Source organism: Corynebacterium marquesiae (assembly GCF_030229635.1).
Taxonomy (GTDB): Bacteria; Actinomycetota; Actinomycetes; order Mycobacteriales; family Mycobacteriaceae; genus Corynebacterium; species Corynebacterium marquesiae.
Genome location: NZ_JASPII010000004.1, coordinates 43346 through 61918, shown reverse-complemented (window position 1 = coordinate 61918; position 18573 = coordinate 43346). Strand labels below are relative to the sequence as shown.

Genomic DNA, 18573 nt, shown 5'->3' with positions numbered 1-18573 from the left:
GCACACCCCAAGAATAGGGGGATCTGGGACTAGCCCTGCCACCTATCGCGGTTTGCGCCCTCGCGAGTGACCTCTTCATCGGTGCCGTAATCGTATTCATCGATAAGGCCGCGACGCGCCTGAGAGGCGCGCTTGCGCTCCGCTGCAGAAGCACGGGCGGTTCCTTTAAGGCGAGCATCCTCGCCGCGGCTGGCCATCGTTGGATCGCCGCCGGTCATCGGCTCCCACTCAAACGTAATGCCGCCGATGGTTACCGGGCAGCCCTCTACTGCACCCTGCTCGCGCAGCTCATCTTCCACACCAGCCTTGGCCAAGCGGTCCGCCAAGAAACCCACTGCCTCATCATTTTCAAAGTCAGTCTGGGTAATCCAGCGATCAATCTTCTTGCCCTCAACAATGAAGCCACCTTCGACCTCCGGATCGGCCTTGACGGTGAAATCAGCAAACGCGCCGGTGTGCTTCTTATGGCCTTGGGCCTTGGGATGGATAACGGTGTGGTTTTTATCCTTCTTTGGCAACGGCTGGGCCTTGCGGTGCTCAGTCACCATATCCATGAGCCGGAACTTCAGCGGATCCAGACCCTTGCGAGCGACGGCCGAAATAATAAAGACAGGCCAGCCAAACTTCTCTTCCAGATCATCCTTGACAAAATCGGCCAGCTCTTCGGCCTCAGGCACATCTGCCTTATTCAAGATGATGACGCGGGGGCGCTCACGCAGATCCCCTAAACCAGTATCTTCCTGCAAAGCCTCCTGGTACTTCGCCAACTCATTTTCCATCGCCTCAATATCAGAGACCGGATCACGGCCCGGCTCGATGGAGGCGGTATCAACTACGTGCGCCAGCACCGCCGTGCGTTCAATATGGCGCAAAAAGTCTAGACCGAGCCCCTTGCCATCGGCCGCGCCTGGGATAAGCCCCGGCACGTCCGCGATAGTAAAGGAGCTATCTCCCATATCCACTACGCCGAGGTTCGGCTGCAGCGTGGTAAAAGGATAATCACCGATCTTGGGCTTTGCGGCCGACAGCACCGAAATCAAGGATGACTTACCTGCCGATGGAAAGCCCACCAGCCCTACATCCGCCATAGATTTCAGCTCAAGGATCAGATCATGTGCTTGGCCTGGCTCACCTTGGAGAGCAAAGCCCGGTGCCTTGCGGTTCTTTGAGGCCAATGCGGCATTGCCCAGACCGCCAAACCCGCCTTCTGCAGCCACAAACCGCGTTCCCGGAACAGTAAGGTCCGCCAAGGTTTCGCCCTTTTCGGTGCGAACCACCGTTCCAGCCGGGACCTCCAAAATCAGGTCTTCACCGCGAGCACCATTGCGCATATCGCCGGCGCCATTGCCGCCGCGTTGCGCCTTAATATGCGGGCGGTAGTGGAAATCCATAAGCGTATGGATTTGCTCAGAAACCTCGAGGATGATGTCACCGCCGTGGCCGCCATTGCCGCCATCTGGGCCGCCCAAAGGCTTAAACTTCTCGCGGTGGACAGACACACAGCCGTGTCCACCGTCGCCTGCTTGCAGGTGCAGGACAACGCGGTCAATAAAACGTGCCATGGTCAAACCCTCCGTTAGTTAAATCTTTGTCCCCGCCAGTGTAATGCGTGTCTTGGGCTGGGCTCCAACCGCAACCGGATTGAGTCCGCCTATCTAGTCGGCCATCCCATCGGTTGTGTCCGCTAGCGTGGTGTATCTATTACCTGGGTGGAGCCTCGTTTCGGTTTCCACAAAACCAGAAAATCCTCGAGCCGCCCTCACTGGGGCAGACTCGAGGATTAACCTCATCGGCCTTAGTTAGGCAGTTGCCTCTGCAGCAACCTCTTCAGCCGGAACGATGTTGACCATACGACGGCCACGCTTGATACCGAACTCAACGGAGCCAGCTGCAAGCGCGAACAGGGTATCGTCGCCGCCGCGGCCTACGTTCTCACCTGGGTGGAACTTGGTACCGCGCTGACGCACGATGATCTCGCCGGCATTAACCTGCTGACCACCGAAGCGCTTGACGCCGAGACGCTTGGACTCGGAATCGCGACCGTTGCTGGAGCTGGAAGCACCCTTCTTGTGTGCCATGTGGTTTTCCCTCCTTTAGGGATAATTACAGCCGGTTAAGGCTTACTTGATACCGGTGATCTTCAAGGTGGTCACAGGCTGACGGTGGCCCAGACGCCTCTTGTAACCAGTCTTGTTCTTGTACTTCAGGATATCGACCTTCGGGCCCTTACCCTGCTCAACGATTTCTGCGGAGACAGAAACCTTCTCCAAGTCGGAAGCCTTGGACTTAACATCGGCGCCATCGACGAGCAGAACCGGGGTGAGAGCTACGGCAGAGCCTGGCTCACCCTCGATCTTCTCGACCTTGACGAGGTCACCTTCAGCAACCTTGTACTGCTTGCCGCCGGTCTTGACGATCGCGTACATAGAGGGTTACCCCTTATCTAAACTCGCTCGGAAGCAACCGGGGAGGCCGCGTTCCGAATGGACACTTACACATTGCGTTTAGTTCCCGCGCGAACATGCCCGCACAGCTCACTAAGTGAGTGTCGGACTGATCCAGCGTCGTGAGTACTAAACAGCGACTGTCAAAGACTACCCCGTAGCGGGCACAAAATACAAACCGCGCTTTTTGTGCCCGCGTGGCGTAGCCCTAAGACGTGCTTCGCCGTGCTACGCGGCGTCGGCCGCGCCCAGACTTAGCGCGCGACGTCTCCTTGTGCGCACCGCTCGCAGAAGACTGCTTCTGCCCTGCGTTATCCTGCGCCTTTGGGGCCTTGACGCTTGCCGACGCCCCCTTCTTGCGCACCGCCCTCTTCTTTCCGCGGCGCAGCACCTTGGTATCGCCCGTGGTCGCCCGCTGGCCAGCATCGGAACGATCCGGCGAGCCACCCTGCTGCGTCGAACGGCCTTGTGTGGTCTTCGCTGCCTTCGGATTCTCTGCTACCGCCTTTTTAGGAGCGACCTGTCGCACGGCACGGCGACGCCCACGGCCCTTGCCACCGGCGCGCCCCGCACGCGCGGCGCCAGCGGCCTTTTCATGGCGCTGCTCGGCGGACCCGCCCGCCTGCTTGTGCTTGTGCTCCTGCGCCTTTTCCTTGACCTCGTGCGGCACGCGCGAGGTGGTCCGGCGCTTGGTCTGCTGGGTGCGCACCGCACGACGGCGGCCACGCCCGCGAGCCTTGCGCTCTTCGCGCGAGCTCTTCTCTCCGCGCTGGGCTTCAGCGCCGTTGGCATTATCGTCGGCGTCGACAGAGTCCTGCTCACCGGAGACCGCGAAGTCCTGCGGCTGCGGGCGCCTATCGGAGCGCGAATTTCCGCGGGTGCGGCGCTTGCGGCGCGGGGAAGCCTCAAACTCAGCTACTGCCTCGTCATAGGACTTTTCAATTGCCGTCTCCGTAGCCGTTGCCTTCTCGGTAATCTTCTGCTCGCCGCCTGCAGCTGCACGCGTGGCCTTAGACGGGCGCGTCGCCCGGCGCGGCTTCTTGCCACGCTTGGAGCCCGCCCCGGCACCTGGGTGTACCTGCGCAATAGCGCCCGAGTCGGCGTCCGTTTCCGCATCGGGGACGTAGGAATTAAATTCCTGCACCTCGTCGCTCTCGGCAGCATTATCCGCCGCGGCGTACGCGATGGCCTCGATATCGGATACCTCAGTCTGGGTGTGCTTGCGCGCACGGCGGCGACCGCGTCCACGTCCGCGCTCCTTGTTGCGGTCATGGTCCCCGCTGTGCTCTTCCGATCCAGCGTGTGACTGAGCCGGACCGCGCTCATCTACAACGACGTTCGCTACGAGATCTTCCAGCGACGTCTTCGCAGATTCCTGTGCGGCCTCTTCGCTCTCGGTACCGTAGACCGGCGCCTGGGTCTTCTTAAATCGCTTAGGCTTGGAGGAGCTCTCGGCGGCGTCGTCAAGCTCGTGCTTATGCATCGCCACCGCAGCCGGGTGCTGCTGCGGATCGTGGTGTTGCTTCTTGTGCGCCTTGGGCTTGCGGCCAGAATGCTTGGACCGGTGCTCGTCCTCGGCCTCATCCACCGGATACTGGTGAATGATGATGCCACGGCCGTTACAGCACTCGCACTCGGTGGAGAACGTTTCTACCAAGCCGGTGCCGAGGCGCTTGCGGGTCATCTGCACCAGACCCAGCGACGTCACCTCCGAGACCTGGTGGCGGGTGCGATCGCGGCCCAAGGCTTCCTTCAGGCGGCGCAGCACCAGATCCTGGTTTTCCGGCAGGACCATATCGATAAAGTCCACGACGATCATGCCGCCGAGATCGCGCAGGCGCATCTGGCGCACGATTTCTTCGGCCGCCTCGAGGTTATTGCGGGTTACCGTTTCCTCTAGGTTGCCGCCGGAACCGGTGAACTTTCCGGTATTGACATCAATCACGGTCATGGCCTCGGTGCGGTCGATGACCAGCGTGCCGCCGGAGGGCAGCCATACCTTGCGCGAGAGCGCCTTATGCAGCTGCTCATCAATGCGGTAAGCCTCAAAAGCATCCTGCCCGCCGTGGTCCTTGGCACGGTAGCGCACCACGCGGTCCGCAAGGTCTGGCGCCATGGAATCCACATAAGCACGGACGGTATTGAAGGAACGCTTGCCATCGACGATGAGCTCAGTGAAGTCTTCGTTGAAGAGATCGCGCACCACCTTGATGAGCATGTTCGGCTCTTCATACATGGTCACCGGCTTGGCGCCCTTGGAGGATTTTTCTTTCTTAGCGTGTGCCACGATGTCCTCCCACCGGCTGTGCAGGCGGTTGACGTCGGTAGCGATTGCCTTTTCCGGTACGTTTTCGGCGGCGGTGCGGATGATCGCTCCACCATCGCCTGGCACCACGCGGCCGAGGATATCCTTCAAGCGCTTGCGCTCTGGGGCAGGCAACTTGCGGGAAATGCCGGCGCTGCGCCCGCCCGGTACGTAGACCAGGTAGCGGCCAGCAAGGGAAATCTGGGTGGTAAGGCGCGCGCCCTTATGACCGATGGGATCCTTAGCCACCTGAACCAGCACCTGGTCACCAGACTTCAGGGCGTTTTCTACCTTGCGGGCGCGCCCGTGCAGCTTGGTCTTGCGCCAGTCGATTTCACCGGCGTAGAGCACGCCGTTTCGGCCCTGTCCGATATCCACGAAAGCCGCCTCCATGGACGGCAGCACGTTTTGAACGCGGCCCAAGTAAATATTGCCAATGAGCGAGGCCTGGGATTCGGTGGTAACGAAGTGCTCGACCAACAGGTCATCTTCTAATACGCCCACCTGGGTGATGATGCCGGCGCCGTCCTCGCGCTCCTTATCGCGCACCACCATGGTGCGCTCCACAGCTTCGCGGCGGGCAAGGAACTCCGCTTGGGAGACGATGTGCTGACGGGTGCGGCCCTTTTCGCGCAATTCCGCGCGGCGGCGCTTCTGAGCCTCGATGCGCGTGGAGCCGCGGATGGCTTTCGGCTCTTCAATGTGCTCGGGCTCGTCTGCCTGCTCTTCACGCTTCGCACCGGCGCCGCGTCCGCGGGATGCGCCGCGGCGTCCGCGGCGGCGGCCCTCAGGCTTTCCGGAACCGCGGTCGGAGCCGGAGTGCTCGCGGCTTTCTGCGGCGGAGTCTGCAGCATCCTCGTTGTCATCGCCTGCGGAGTCGTCGGCCGAGAAGTCCTCCTCCGCTGCATCTAGAGTCGGTGCAAATGCCGCAGCCTCGTCCAGCTGCGGGGCCATGAAGATGGGCGCAAAGTCATAGTGCCCGGAGTCTTCCTCGGATTCGGCGCGTGGGACGATGTGCGGCGCGTAGTAGTCATCCTCGAAGTCCTCGCCGGCTTCTGCCAGCGCCTCGTGCAGCTTTGCCGCATCAACCGTTCCGGTATCAAAGCCGCTCGCAGGTGCTTTTTCCGTCTCCTCCGTGGCTTCTGCTGCTTCGGGTACTTCTGCTTCAGCGTGCTCGGCGTCCTCGGTGGCTGCGCGAGTTTCGGCCGCAGCCTGAGCAAGCGATGCCTCTACCTTGTCTTCGATCTGGGAGATTTCATTATCCACGTTCTTGCGCACGCGGTGGCGCAGGTGCTCTTCGTCTTCCGTGGACTGCCCCCCTTCCTCTGACTCGGCGGTATCTGCCAGCTCTTCGGGTGCTGGTGCGGAGGACTTACGGGTGGCCTTGCGGGCGCGCTTGGCGCGCTTCTTCGCTGGCTTCTTTTCTGTTTCCTCGTCCGGGTTTTCTTCCGGTTGCGCAGCAGGCTTGTCCTCGGGCTCTTCAGCCGGTGCTGCGGTGGTGTCGCCCGCGGGGGCGTCGGCAACCGCAGCGGCATTCGCCACAGCATCGAGCACCTGGCCTGCTTCCTCGCGGGAAAGAGAGCTTTGCGCGCTCTTTTTCAAGCCCATGTCTTTAAGCTGTGCCACCAACTCGCGCGAGGAAAGCCCCAGCTGCTTGGCTAGGGAATACACGCGGGTCTTGTCCTTGAGTTGCCTGCGGTCTAGGTTCTGGGCCAAAAGCGCCGCTGCCTTGAGGCTTTCAGTTGTTTCTTGAGAGTTCTGTGCCACCATGTTCGGGCTTACTCCTGTATATCGTCTCTATGGGGCGCGGCCTCGGGCGCAGGCACGGCCGAAGACCGTACCGCCGCCGCACGAGGCATGGTGCGCGCTATAAAAGTTTGTGGGATATGAAGTTATGCCGCGTCTCGTACGCGCTATCCCCCATTGTGGCACAGAACCGCGGCCAAGCTGGCAGGCGGTGTTATGTTGGCGGGGTGGCAGAACTAACACGAATCCCCGCCCGCGAGCTGGCGCAGCATCGGCACCGCAATGAAGTCCCAGTGCGCTCGGCGCTTTACTTCGGCGTGCCGGCCGGCTTTGCCGTTGGCTTCGCCAACACAGGCGTGGATTATATGTTGATGGGAGCCGGTGTTTTTGCCGTTTTTGCGGTGCTGGGGTTGGTGCACCTCATCCGCAATTACCCGCGCGGCATCAACGCTGCGCAAGAGGAATTCCGCGATGGCGACTATCCCACGATTGCCTATATCGCCCCGTTTATCCCGATAGCTGCGCCATTGATCATGGCACCACTGAGCGCGGCCAACCTGCTTCCAGAGGTAGAGCTGGCCCCGCCCGTTGCCGGAATTCTGTCCGGGGCATGGTGGGCCTTTGGCTTGCCGCTGGGCATATGGGGCATGTTTTCTCAGTCCTTCCGCATCGGCCGGCGCCGCATCAACAAGATTTTGGAAAAGGACCCGCTCGACGGGGTTACGGAGGCTCGTTTGCAGCTTGCCGACGCCCACTCGGACATCCTCACCGCCCTCGTCGCCACCGGCGCGGTGCAGGGAAACACGATTAATTCCACTGCCCTCTCGAAGTTCATGCGAGTAGACCTCGACCCTCTATGCGAGCACCTCGATGCTTTGGCAAAGGCGGACCTGGTGAAGCTAAGCCGAATGGGCCTGCGCACCGCGCCCGCAAAGTGGACCATCACCATCACGCCGACTGGGGTTCGCTGTTTGTATCAAGTGGGCCGGCGTTAATTTGGCAAGCTTTTGTCTCCGGGGAAAAGCTTCGGCCCTATCCAGAGCATTACGTACACGAGTCCGACAAGTACCGGAATTTCAATAAGCGGCCCGATGGTACCGGCGAGAGCCTGTGCCGACGCCGCCCCAAAAGTGCCAATGGAAACCGCGATGGCTAGTTCGAAATTATTACCAGCTGCGGTAAATGCTACGGAAGCGGATTGCGCGTAGTTCATTCCCACGACCTTTGCTACACCCAAAGCTAGGAAAAACATTCCAACAAAGTAGATGACCAACGGAATCGCAACCTTGATCACCGCCGTGGGCCGCGCTACCAACTGTTCTCCCTGCAGGGAGAACAGCAACACAATGGTATAGAGCAAGCCGATCATCGCCAAGGGAGAAACTGCCGGAAGGAAGCGGTTTTCAAACCATTCGCGGCCTTTGACTTTCTCACCCCAGACCCGTGAGAGCACACCAAGCAGCAGGGGGACTCCCAAAAATACGAGGACCGCGGTGACGATGGACCAGAAAGAGAAATCAGCAGAGGTGGTATCTAGCCCCAACCACCCTGGCAAAATCTGCAAATAGAACCATCCCAGCACACCGAACATGGCTACCTGGAATACAGAGTTTATGGCGACAAGAACGGCGGTGGCCTCCCGATCGGCGCAGGAGAGATCGGACCACACAAGGACCATTGCGATACAACGGGCTAGCCCAACGATAATCAGGCCGGTTCGCAGCTCTGGCTGATCGGCAAGAAAAATCCACGCCAGGGTGAACATCACTGCAGGCCCCACCAGCCAGTTCAACACAATCGATACCACCATCAACCGGCCATCGGCAGCAATATCTCGGGTCTTTTCATAGCGGACTTTAGCCAGGGGCGGATACATCATAACTAGCAGGCCCAGCGCGATTGGAAGAGAAATACCGCCAACCTCTAGAGCAGACAGTGCTTCTCCAATGCCTGGCAGGAAGTGGCCTATCAATAGCCCCACAGCCATGGCCATGATGATCCAAACGGGAAGGAATCTATCGAGAAATGACAACTTTGGGCGTTGCGTAACGGCCATGGCTCTCCTTGTGCGACGAGGAATTCAACTTTCGATCAGTACTTTAATCACCCATATTGATACTCGTCAATATAACGGAGTGGGAGGAAGGCTCCTTATACTGTGTGCATGGACTCCTCCCCTAGCAATGCCGACAACACCCCGGATGCACAGTGCTGTTCCCTGAGCAGTGGCCCGCTCAGCCAGGGCGACTCCCTCCGCTTTTCCCAGCAATTTAAAGTACTTGCTGACCCAACCCGCCTGCGCCTGCTATCCATATTGTGCGACGAGGGCTGCGGACCGATGAGCGTTACGGAGTTGACCGCGCTTTCCGGCCTTAGCCAACCGACGGTATCTCATCACCTCGGTAAGTTGAGGAAATCCGGTCTTTTAATCAAGCAACAATCGGGCCGTACCGTTACCCATCGAGTGCAAAAGGAAGCCTTCCGCACACTGCGCCAGTTACTCTCCTTCGATTAGGAGAACTCCAGTCCTAGTCTGCGAAGTGAATGACCTCGCGTGCAATATCCTCAGCAATGATCTGCCGCGTTAGGCACCTTCAACTCCCAGAACAAACCCCTGCTTAAGTTCTGCCTCTCTACGTATTTGCGGCTTTGCCGTTGCAATATTTATTCAGGATAGGGCCGGATACTCGGTTTGCGGCTCTACGTCTGGGCTTATGGGTCAAGCAATAAATAAAGCCCGAGCCTACAGGCTCGGGCTGAACGATGCGCTAAGTGCGCAGACGTTTAGAGGTTCGGGAACCAGATAGCGATCTCGCGCTCTGCAGACTCAGGGGAGTCAGAGCCGTGCACGATGTTCTCGCCAACGGTCAGAGCGAAGTCGCCGCGGATGGTGCCCGGGGTGGCCTTGGAGACCGGGTCGGTGCCACCGGCCAGCTGGCGCCATGCCTCGATGGCGCGCTCGCCCTCGACAACACCAGCGATAAGCGGTGCGGAGGTGATGAACTCGACGAGGTCACCGAAGAATGGCTTATCCTTGTGCTCCTCGTAGTGCTTCTCCGCGGTCTCGCGGTCAGCAACGCGCAGGTCGAGCTCAGCCAGCTTCAGGCCCTTGCGCTCGATGCGGGAGATGATTTCGCCTACGTGGCCGTTCTTTACGCCGTCCGGCTTGATGAGAATCAGTGTACGTTCAGTCATGCCCCACACTGTACCGAAACCGCACGCATGCGTCGCGCGCTGGGGTATTCCTTTGGGGTAAAAGTATGGGGTCCAGGGCTATGCGAGTTGTTTAACTATCTCTTCGGCACGCTCCTGCGAGGTGCCTCGAAACCACAGGCGCACTTGGCCTACTGCGGCGCCAAACTGGCCATTGGCCAGCAGGCGTTGCAGCTCCGCGCGCTGTTCCTTATCCAAATCCTCGAAGGTGGCTTCTTTGGCCGGTTCGAAGTTGCTCCGCAGGGCCAAAACCAGAAAAACACCGCCAATAATGAGGGCGACTAGCGGTAGCCACGGCGTTCCCGTAGCGGCGCGGGCTACCACTGCGGCGACGCAGGCGAGTGCGGCAAGGACGAGATAGAGAGTGCGCATGGCCGCCAGTCTATCGCGTCTTGCCCACTCGCCGAAGGCGTCAAGGCTACCGTGCTATTTCTCGTTGAGGTGCTGCGTGGTGAGGTATCCGCGCTTCATGCGGGCGATGAGGTTGCTGCGCAGGTAGACGGCCAGCAGCCACTCCATGCCAAAGATGATGAAGATGGCGGCCACGGCCCAGTGGACCATAAAGCCCACAATGACGCACAACAGCTGCGCCCATACGATGACAGACAGCGCCCACTTCTTATTCATGAACGCGATCATCACGAGGTGGAATACCACTGCGGCGATGACAAAGCCGTAGTTGAAGGGGGTCCACAAGGTACCGTCATACAGCTTGTACAGCATCGGCAGTGCGAAGGATAGGGCGAGCGCCTCCATGGTCAGGGAGCTGGCAATGACCATCCCGTTGAAGCTTTTAAGTGGGTCCTTGACTGGGGCTTGGCCCATGCCGAGGGGTCCGATCTCGCTTTCAGGGATATGTTCCTCGCGGCCGCGGGCACGGCTGCTGCGGGGCGGGCGGGGTTGGCGCTCTCCGCCTGGGTGGTGATTGTCGCGACTCATGCAGGTTCCTTTCCAAACATCGCGCGGGCATCACCAGCGGTGACGACCGAGCCGGTGATGATGATGCCGGAGCCGGACTGGACCTCGGCGTCCTCGGCAAGCTCCACGGCCTGGGCATAGGCGCCCGGCAGGTTATCGGCTACGTGTACGCGCTCCTCGCCAAAGATATCGCGGGCGGTCTCTGCCAAGTCGTAGGCATCGAGGGCGCGCGGCGAGGAGTTTTGGGTGATGACTACCTCGGTGAGGTACGGCTCTAGCGCGGTAAGGATGCCGGTAGCGTCCTTATCCGCGAAGATCGAGAGCACACCGATGAGGCGGGCGAAGTCGAAATCGCGGTCCAGTGCAGCACCTAGTGCCTTGGCGCCATGTGGATTATGGGCGGCGTCAATAAACGTCGTCGGCGAGGTGCGCACGCGCTCCAGGCGGCCGGGCGAAATCGCTTGGGCAAAGCCATTGCGCACGGTCGCAACATCCAGCGGGTGGCCGGCCGAGGCGCCGAAGAATGCCTCCACCGCAGCAAGGGCCACGGCGGCATTTTTGGCCTGGTGCTCGCCGTGCAGGGGTAGGAAAATATCCTCGTACAGACCGCCAAGGCCCTGGATATTGACCTGCTGGCCGCCAACAGCGATGCGGGACTCGAGGGCGGCAAACTCGGAACCGGAGCGGGCCACGCCCGCCTCCACATCCACGGCCTGCTGTAAGATAACCCGCATTGCTTCCGGGTCCTGTTCGGCGATGACCACGATATTTTCATTCGGGGTCAGCGGGTCATCGGCATCCTCACGCGGCTTGATAATGCCCGCCTTTTCACCGGCAATCTCTGCGAGGGTATCGCCCAGGTAATCCGTGTGGTCCAAGCCCACCGGAGTAATGACGGAAACGTCCGCATTGACCACGTTGGTGGCATCCCACCGGCCGCCAAGGCCGACTTCTACTACGGCGACGTCCACGGGGGCGTCGGCAAACGCGGCATAGGACAAGCCGACGAGGACCTCGAACTTGGACATGGGAACGTCCGACTGCGCATCGACCATCTCCACAAAAGGCTTAATCTCGTGCCAGATGCGCACATAATCGCGCGGATGGATGGGCTGGCCATCGATGCCGATGCGCTCCGTGACGCGCTGCAGGTGCGGGCTGGTGACCAGGCCGACGCGGCGGTGGAAGGCCCGCAGGAGCGAATCCACCATGCGCGCGGTAGAGGACTTGCCGTTGGTGCCGGCAATGTGGATGACATCGAAGGAACGCTCAGGGTGGCCCAGCAAATCCATGAGCATCTCGATGCGATCAAGGGAAGGCTCAATCTTGGTCTCGGGCCAGCGCTCATTGAGCTCTTCTTCCACCTCCGCAAGGGCGCGCAACTCCTCAGCCGACACCTCTTGTGGTGCGGCCTCGTTGTACTCGTCCTCGCTGCCCATGCCCAAGTTGAGAGTCAGGCCGGACTCGGTGATTTCCACCGGGCCACCATCGGTGCCTTCTTTGAGGGCATCGACGATTTCGAAGTCCTCAGTCTCCTTGTCCTTGTCCGCCACTACTTCAGGCCCTCCAAACGGCTGGTGATGCGCTCGACCTCTTCGCGGGCGATCTGCTGGCGCTCCTTGATCTTATTGACCACTTCTTCCGGTGCCTTGGACAAGAAGTTCTCGTTGCCCAGCTTCTTGCCGGTTTGCTCCAGTTCCTTATTGGCCTTGGCCAGGTCCTTTTCCAGGCGCTTGCGCTCGGCTTCTACGTCCACGGCGCCGTGGGTATCCAGGGTGACCTCCACGGTGGCCTGGGAAAGGCGTACCTCGATGGAGGCGGAAGGATCGAAATCCTCGCCCGGGGCGGTGGTATTGGCCAGATTGCGCACCAGTTCCTCTTGGCCGGCGAGATCCGCTGCGGCAAAGTCGAGGCGGCCCGGCACCTTCTGGGAAGGCTTTACGCCCTGGTCGGATCGGAAGCGGCGCAGCTCGGTGATGAGCTTATCGGCGTCCTCGATGCGGCGGGCGGCCACCTCATCCTTGGTGGCGCCACCATTGGTATCGGCAACGGTTGGCCATGGTGCCACGACGATGGACTCGCCGCCGGTCAGCGCCTTCCACAGCACCTCGGTGACGAATGGCATGGTCGGGTGCAGCAGGCGCAGAACAACGTCGAGCACGCGACCCAACACGATCTGGGTATTGCGACCCTGCTCGCTTACGCCATCGCGCGGGATCTGGGTCTTGGCAATCTCCAAGTACCAGTCACACAGCTCGTCCCAGGTGAAGTGGTAGAGCAGCTCGTTGGCCTTAGCAAACTGGTAGTCATCCAGGTAGGCATCCACCTTGGCGCGAACCTCTTCGGCGCGGTCGAGGATCCAGCGGTCGGCGTCGCTAAGCTCCGCCCGGTTCGGCAGCGTGGACACTCCAGCGCCGTTCATAAGCGCGAACTTGGTGGCGTTAAAGAGCTTGGTAGCAAAGTTGCGGGCGGCCGCGGCGGCATCAGAGCCAAGCGGCAGGTCCACGCCGGGGTTGGCGCCGCGGGCAAGGGTAAAGCGTAGGGCATCCGCACCGTAATCGCGCACCCAATCCATCGGGTCAATGCCGTTTCCCAAGGACTTAGACATCTTGCGGCCCTGCTCATCGCGGACCAAGCCGTGCAGGTACAGGTCCTTGAACGGAACCTGCGGGCGGCCATCGGTACCCTCACCCAAAAGCTCCGGGGTGTGGGTGCCGGCAAAGGTGCCGAACATCATCATGCGGGCCACCCAGAAGAACAAGATGTCATAGGCGGTGACCAGCACGTTGGTGGGATAGAACTTCTCCAGATCCGGGGTCTTTTCTGGCCAGCCCAGGGTGGAAAATGGCCACAGCGCGGAGGAGAACCAGGTATCCAGCACGTCCGGATCCTGCTCGTATCCTGCCGGCGGCTCCTCATCAGGGCCGACACAGACGATGTCTCGCTGGCCGTCCTCACCTTCTGGCCCGTACCAGATAGGAATGCGGTGGCCCCACCACAGCTGGCGAGAGATGCACCAATCGTGCATGTCATCGACCCACTCGAAGTAGCGCGGCTCGAGCGACTGCGGGTGCAGGGTGGTATCGCCCTCGCGCACGGCGTCGCCAGAGGCCTTGGCCATCTTGGCTACGTCCACGAACCACTGCAGGGACAGGCGCGGCTCGATGGGCTCGCCGGAGCGCTCCGAGTGACCCACGGAGTGGACGTACGGGCGGATTTCCTTAACAATGCGGCCCTGCTCGCGCAGCGCCTCGCGGATCTCCACGCGGGCTTCCTCGCGGGTCAGTCCGTCGAAGCGGGTGCCAGTATTGGCAATGTGGCCGGTGGTATCGATAACGGTAGGCATCTCCAAGTTGTGGCGGGTGCCCATCGCGTAGTCATTCGGGTCGTGTGCCGGGGTGATCTTCACCGCACCGGTACCGAATTCCATGTCTACGTAGTCATCGGCGATGATCTTGAGCGTCAGGTCATCGCGGAACGGGTGCGGCAGCTCCTTGCCCACCAAGTCGGCGTAGCGCTCATCGTCTGGGTGGACGGCAATGGCAACGTCACCCAGCATGGTCTCCACACGGGTGGTGGCCACGATGAGGTGCGGTTCATCGTCATTGAGCGAGCCATAGCGGATGGACACCAGCTCGCCCTCGACGTCCTTGTACACCACCTCGATATCGGACACTGCGGTCTCTAGCACCGGCGACCAGTTCACCAGGCGGTTGGCCTGGTAGATCATGCCCTCGTCGTAGAGGTTCTTAAAGATGGTCTGGACGGCGCGGGAGAGGCCATCATCCAAGGTGAAACGCTCGCGGGACCAGTCTACGGAGTCGCCGATGGCCCGCATCTGGTTCTGGATGGTGCCGCCGTACTGCTCCTTCCATTCCCAGACCTTGCCAATGAATTCTTCGCGCTCATAATCCCAGCGCTTCTTGCCCTCGGTCTCCTTGAGCTTGGCCTCGACCTTGGTCTGGGTGGCAATGCCGGCGTGATCGGCACCGGGCAGCCACAGGGTGGCGTAGCCCTGCATGCGCTTGCGGCGAATAATGGAATCAATCAGCGTGTGGTCCAATGCGTGGCCCATATGCAGCTGACCGGTCACATTCGGCGGCGGCAGCACGATGGAATAGGGCTCGGCCTCCGAATTCGCATCCGGAGTGAAGTAGCCCTTTTCTACCCATCCCTCATAGAGGTCCTTCTCTACGGCCTGCGGCTCCCACGACTTAGGCAGCGCATCGGCGCGGTTGGTACCAACTAATTGCTCATTATTTTGCTCAGTCACCTGGCCGATTCTACCTTGCGCGTCAACCGGCTCAGCCAGGCAGGGTGCGCACCGAGTATGAGGTGCGCACCGAGCAGGTTTTAGAGCAGGTCCGCCACGGCCTTGCGCTCCTCGCGCAGCTCGGCCACAGAGGCCTCGATGCGCTCCTTTTGGAATTCAGTGAGCTCGAGCCCCTGCACAATCTCCCACTGGCCATTGCGGCTGACTGTGGGGAATCCGCAAATAAGGCCCTTGTCAACGCCGTAGGATCCGTCCGATACTACCGCCGCGGTGCGCCAATCTTCGGTGCCATGGATCCAGTCATGCATGTGGTCCACGGCTGCCGACGCCGCCGAAGCGGCCGAGGAGCTGCCGCGTACCTCAATAATTTCCGCACCGCGCTTGGCCACCTTGGGGATCATTTCCTCTCGGTACCACTCCTGGTCCACCTCAGCGTTGGAATAGGTAATATCCGGGAACTGGCTAGCAGAATGGTTGCCCCAGACCGCGACCTTGGTGAAATCAGTAGTGGATTTGCCGGTCTTTAGCGCTAGCTGGCTCAAGGTGCGGTTGTGGTCCAAGCGCATGAGGGCAGTGAACTGGGAATCATCCAAGTCCGGTGCATTATTCGCCGCGATGAGCGCATTGGTATTAGCCGGGTTGCCCACTACGAGCACGCGGACATCGCGCGCGGCGTAGTCATTGATGGCCTTGCCCTGCTTGGTGAAGATGGCGCCATTGGCTTCCAGCAGGTCGGCGCGCTCCATTCCCTTGCTGCGTGGGCGAGCGCCGACAAGGAAGGCAGCGGAGGTGTTTTCAAAGGCTTCCTTGAGATCATCAGTAACCGTAATGGAGTTAACCAGCGGCAGGGCGGAGTCATTGAGCTCCATGGCTACGCCGTGGGCCTTTTCCACGGCAGCGGGAATTTCCAGCAACGCTAGGTCTACCGGGGTGTCTTTTCCGTACACATCACCGGCAGCAATGCGCCACAGCAGCGAATAGGCGATGTTGCCGGCGGCGCCGGTGACAGTGATTTTGACGGGCTGGGTCATGGTGTAAAGCCTCCTCAATAATGGCTGCGACATGGGCGGCACACGCGAGCCAGTGTGCTCGCACCGCCACGGAATGTAATCCACCACCGAGCTTAGCCCCACTGCCAGCATCCGCGCTGTGAATCTGGCCCCCCTCTTTTGGAGGGAATATCTAGAGCACTTGCGTTAAATTACCCCCATTTACCTCCAAATTAGCGCCCCCAATGGGCCAGATACTCCCGCACGGGGTGATTAATCGGGCATGATAGGAAAAGGAAATGCGGGACACTCCCCCACGCTGCACACCCAGAATGCCTAGGGATTTCCTACTCCCGCACTATGAGACATCAGTTCACCGCGCCACCGCCGCGCCGCAAGGATTAAGGACTTACGCAATGAGCACTGAGAATACTGACCCACTGCAAGCTGCAGACCAGGCAGATTCTGCTCTCGCGGCCCACGCGGAGTCCGTCAGCATTGACTCCGTGGTGGACGTTGCGATCAAGCAGTTTTCTCGCTTTGGCTTTGCAGAAACCAAGCTGGAATCCATCGCCCAAGAATCCGGCATGTCCAAGCGCATGATCCATTACCACTTTGGTGATAAGAAGGGCCTTTACCTACGAGCGCTGAGCACCGCCGCGCAGCGCCTCAATCCGCCTGAGGATGCCCTGGAAATCGATACCACGGTTCCGGTCGAAGGCGTGCGCAAGCTGGTGGATTGGCTCTTTCGCGAGCGCGTAGCCAACCCGGAGGCCATCCGCATGCTGGTGTGGGAAACTAACCAGCAGATTCTGGACCCAGCACAGCAGGCTATTGCCGACGTCGCCGGGGTAGCCCTCCACCTCGACCGCCTGCTGCTCTTGGGCCAAGATGCCGGCGCCTTCCGCCCCGGCATCTCCGCCAATGACATTTTCACCCTGATTTCCTCGTTGACGGTCTACCGCGTAACCAACCAGGTGATGGTGGAAAACATGCTGGGCGTTAATTTCAATACCCAAGAAAATATCGACGGCATGCATAGGCTCACCGTTGATGCTGTGCTGGCGTTTTTGACCGCCAATATTCCGGCCTCGGGCCACGAGTCCTACCTCACCTCGTCCTCGTTCGATACCAAGGAAGGCGACGAGGCCTCCCCGCAGGATATCTACAGCGAGGAGTAATAGCGCGGACCTTCCGACCCACGCCCTACCCTGCCTGCGGACAGTGGCAAGGATGTAAGCGGAGAGCCCTTAGGCAGATTCTTTTGCCTCATCCTTATAGCTAAACTGCGGCTCCGCGCCTTCGGTCACGCACTCTGGGGTGATATGCACCGTGGCGATGTCTTCGCGGTCCGGCAGATCGTACATGACCGGGACTAAAAGCTCTTCCATGATGGCGCGCAGGCCACGCGCACCCGTCTTGCGCTCCAAGGCGAGCTCCGCGATGGCATCCAAAGCCGCAGGCTCAATCTCCAATTCGCAGTCATCCATCTCGAAGAGGCGGCTGTACTGCTTAACCAGCGAGTTCTTTGGCTCGGTGAGCACCTTCACCAGGGATTCACGGTCCAGGTTATCCACCGTGGCCACGACAGGTAGGCGGCCGATGAACTCTGGAATAAGGCCGAACTTCACTAGGTCCTCGGGACGCACCTGGGAGAAAAGGTCAACCTTTTCGCGCTCGTCCTTGGTATCCAAGTTGGCGCCAAAGCCCACGCCTTTCTTGCCCACGCGATCCGCAATGACCTGATCCAGGCCTGCGAAGGCGCCGGCCACAATGAACAAGATATTGGAGGTATCCAGCTGGATAAACTCCTGATTCGGGTGCTTGCGGCCGCCTTGCGGCGGAATGGCCGCCACGGTGCCTTCTAGAATCTTCAGCAGCGCCTGCTGCACGCCCTCACCGGAGACATCGCGGGTAATGGACGGATTTTCGGACTTGCGGGAAATCTTGTCCACCTCATCGACGTAGATGATGCCGCGCTGGGCACGCTCCACGTCAAAGTCCGCGGCCTGCAGCAGCTTCAGGAGGATATTTTCCACATCTTCGCCCACGTAGCCGGCCTCGGTGAGGCTGGTGGCATCGGCGATGGCAAAGGGGACATCGAGAAGCCGGGCCAAGGTCTGCGCTAGGTAGGTCTTACCGGAACCGGTGGGGCCCAACATCAAGATATTGGACTTAGAAATCTCCACCTCATCGCCCTCGGCCTTCTTGCGGCGGGCCTCCAATGCGGCCGACTCTTCGGCCTTGATGCGCTTGTAGTGGTTATACACTGCCACAGACAACACGCGCTTGGCCTTGTCTTGGCCGATGACGTACTTATCAAGGAAGGCGGAAATCTGCGAGGGTCGAGGCAGGCGCACCTCCGCATCGGAGGATTCCTGCGCCTGCTCTTGGCCCAGTTCCTCTTCGATGATCTCATTGCATAGCTCGATGCACTCATCGCAGATGTAGACACCGCCGCCGGCGATGAGCTTTTTCACCTGCTTCTGACTCTTGCCACAAAAGGAACACTTGAGCAGGTCAGCGCTTTCTTGCATACGTGCCATTAAGTTCTTTCACACTCGCTTTTCGTACCGCTATCCACAGTTGGAAGGACGATTCTACCCTTCCGAGCGGCTTAATCTTCATCTGTTTCTACCTTAGTAAATCAACCCGACAGGCCCTTCATTCATTCCCTCCCGCGTG

The 18573-nt window shown here is 60.1% G+C and carries 15 protein-coding genes; 3 read left to right on the top strand and 12 right to left on the bottom strand.

The genetic code is table 11. The features are described 5' to 3' along the window. Positions 1 to 29: 29 nt before the first annotated feature. From obgE to QP971_RS03770, 4 genes are all read right to left on the bottom strand, one after another. On the bottom strand, positions 30 to 1562 hold the full coding sequence (obgE, locus tag QP971_RS03785; RefSeq protein WP_284810899.1) for a GTPase ObgE: 1533 nt from the start codon (positions 1560 to 1562) through the stop codon (positions 30 to 32). Positions 1563 to 1799: 237 nt separating this feature from the next. Next, positions 1800 to 2078: a 50S ribosomal protein L27 gene (gene rpmA, locus QP971_RS03780; RefSeq protein ID WP_005324079.1), complete on the bottom strand. Its 279-nt coding sequence runs from the start codon at positions 2076 to 2078 to the stop codon at positions 1800 to 1802. Positions 2079 to 2120: 42 nt separating this feature from the next. Then, positions 2121 to 2426 carry a 50S ribosomal protein L21 gene (gene rplU / locus QP971_RS03775; protein WP_049377209.1) on the bottom strand — a complete coding sequence of 102 codons (306 nt, stop codon included), beginning with the start codon at positions 2424 to 2426 and terminating at the stop codon, positions 2121 to 2123. 226 nt (positions 2427 to 2652) lie between these two features. Continuing rightward, positions 2653 to 6519, bottom strand: coding sequence for a translation initiation factor IF-2 N-terminal domain-containing protein (locus tag QP971_RS03770; RefSeq protein WP_284810898.1), 3867 nt, complete (start codon positions 6517 to 6519; stop codon positions 2653 to 2655). Between the two features lie 203 nt (positions 6520 to 6722). Between QP971_RS03770 and QP971_RS03765 the strand changes: the two genes are divergently transcribed. After that, entirely contained in the window at positions 6723 to 7490 is a 768-nt protein-coding gene (locus QP971_RS03765; RefSeq protein ID WP_239273962.1) for a hypothetical protein, read from the top strand. Here the strand turns inward: QP971_RS03765 and arsB are convergent. Next, the gene (arsB, locus tag QP971_RS03760; protein WP_284810897.1) at positions 7487 to 8551 is read right to left on the bottom strand and encodes an ACR3 family arsenite efflux transporter; all 1065 of its coding nucleotides are present in this window, start codon (positions 8549 to 8551) and stop codon (positions 7487 to 7489) included. The genes QP971_RS03765 and arsB overlap by 4 nt on opposite strands. 108 nt (positions 8552 to 8659) lie before the next feature. On the opposite strand from arsB, the gene QP971_RS03755 reads away from it, so the two are divergent. Then, a complete protein-coding gene (locus QP971_RS03755; RefSeq protein WP_284810896.1) occupies positions 8660 to 9010 on the top strand; it encodes an ArsR/SmtB family transcription factor in 351 nt (116 codons plus the stop codon). A 269-nt stretch (positions 9011 to 9279) separates the two neighbouring features. On the opposite strand, the gene ndk is transcribed toward QP971_RS03755, so the two are convergent. The 6 genes from ndk to QP971_RS03725 all read right to left on the bottom strand — a co-directional run bounded on the left by ndk (position 9280) and on the right by QP971_RS03725 (position 15930). Beyond that, positions 9280 to 9690 carry a nucleoside-diphosphate kinase gene (gene ndk, locus QP971_RS03750; RefSeq protein ID WP_005324068.1) on the bottom strand — a complete coding sequence of 137 codons (411 nt, stop codon included), beginning with the start codon at positions 9688 to 9690 and terminating at the stop codon, positions 9280 to 9282. Positions 9691 to 9768: 78 nt separating this feature from the next. Next, a complete protein-coding gene (locus QP971_RS03745) occupies positions 9769 to 10080 on the bottom strand; it encodes a hypothetical protein (RefSeq protein WP_225746550.1) in 312 nt (103 codons plus the stop codon). Between the two features lie 54 nt (positions 10081 to 10134). Next, positions 10135 to 10647, bottom strand: coding sequence for a DUF4233 domain-containing protein (locus tag QP971_RS03740; protein ID WP_049377216.1), 513 nt, complete (start codon positions 10645 to 10647; stop codon positions 10135 to 10137). Next, positions 10644 to 12179, bottom strand: a complete 1536-nt coding sequence (gene folC, locus QP971_RS03735) for a bifunctional tetrahydrofolate synthase/dihydrofolate synthase (RefSeq protein ID WP_239273964.1) — start codon at positions 12177 to 12179, stop codon at positions 10644 to 10646. Before folC ends, QP971_RS03740 begins: the two co-directional genes overlap by 4 nt. After that, positions 12179 to 14899 (bottom strand): valine--tRNA ligase, encoded by a 2721-nt coding sequence (locus QP971_RS03730; protein ID WP_284810895.1) that lies wholly within the window; start codon positions 14897 to 14899, stop codon positions 12179 to 12181. The genes folC and QP971_RS03730 overlap by 1 nt, the downstream gene beginning before the upstream one ends. Positions 14900 to 14979: 80 nt before the next feature. Then, positions 14980 to 15930: a malate dehydrogenase gene (locus tag QP971_RS03725; RefSeq protein WP_049377219.1), complete on the bottom strand. Its 951-nt coding sequence runs from the start codon at positions 15928 to 15930 to the stop codon at positions 14980 to 14982. Between the two features lie 374 nt (positions 15931 to 16304). On the opposite strand from QP971_RS03725, the gene QP971_RS03720 reads away from it, so the two are divergent. Beyond that, entirely contained in the window at positions 16305 to 17069 is a 765-nt protein-coding gene (locus QP971_RS03720; RefSeq protein ID WP_049377220.1) for a TetR/AcrR family transcriptional regulator, read from the top strand. A gap of 69 nt (positions 17070 to 17138) precedes the next feature. On the opposite strand, the gene clpX is transcribed toward QP971_RS03720, so the two are convergent. Then, positions 17139 to 18434 carry an ATP-dependent Clp protease ATP-binding subunit ClpX gene (gene clpX / locus QP971_RS03715; RefSeq protein ID WP_049377221.1) on the bottom strand — a complete coding sequence of 432 codons (1296 nt, stop codon included), beginning with the start codon at positions 18432 to 18434 and terminating at the stop codon, positions 17139 to 17141. Positions 18435 to 18573: the final 139 nt, after the last annotated feature.

Bases quoted from the DNA above. Each gene is read 5' to 3' on its own strand.
- obgE (WP_284810899.1), bottom strand. From the start codon at position 1,562: ATGGCACGTTTTATTGACCGCGTTGTCCTGCACCTGCAAGCAGGCGAC.
- rpmA (WP_005324079.1), bottom strand. From the start codon at position 2,078: ATGGCACACAAGAAGGGTGCTTCCAGCTCCAGCAACGGTCGCGATTCC.
- rplU (WP_049377209.1), bottom strand. From the start codon at position 2,426: ATGTACGCGATCGTCAAGACCGGCGGCAAGCAGTACAAGGTTGCTGAA.
- QP971_RS03770 (WP_284810898.1), bottom strand. From the start codon at position 6,519: ATGGTGGCACAGAACTCTCAAGAAACAACTGAAAGCCTCAAGGCAGCG.
- arsB (WP_284810897.1), bottom strand. From the start codon at position 8,551: ATGGCCGTTACGCAACGCCCAAAGTTGTCATTTCTCGATAGATTCCTT.
- QP971_RS03755 (WP_284810896.1), top strand. From the start codon at position 8,660: ATGGACTCCTCCCCTAGCAATGCCGACAACACCCCGGATGCACAGTGC.
- ndk (WP_005324068.1), bottom strand. From the start codon at position 9,690: ATGACTGAACGTACACTGATTCTCATCAAGCCGGACGGCGTAAAGAAC.
- QP971_RS03745 (WP_225746550.1), bottom strand. From the start codon at position 10,080: ATGCGCACTCTCTATCTCGTCCTTGCCGCACTCGCCTGCGTCGCCGCA.
- QP971_RS03740 (WP_049377216.1), bottom strand. From the start codon at position 10,647: ATGAGTCGCGACAATCACCACCCAGGCGGAGAGCGCCAACCCCGCCCG.
- QP971_RS03725 (WP_049377219.1), bottom strand. From the start codon at position 15,930: ATGACCCAGCCCGTCAAAATCACTGTCACCGGCGCCGCCGGCAACATC.
- QP971_RS03720 (WP_049377220.1), top strand. From the start codon at position 16,305: ATGAGCACTGAGAATACTGACCCACTGCAAGCTGCAGACCAGGCAGAT.
- clpX (WP_049377221.1), bottom strand. From the start codon at position 18,434: ATGGCACGTATGCAAGAAAGCGCTGACCTGCTCAAGTGTTCCTTTTGT.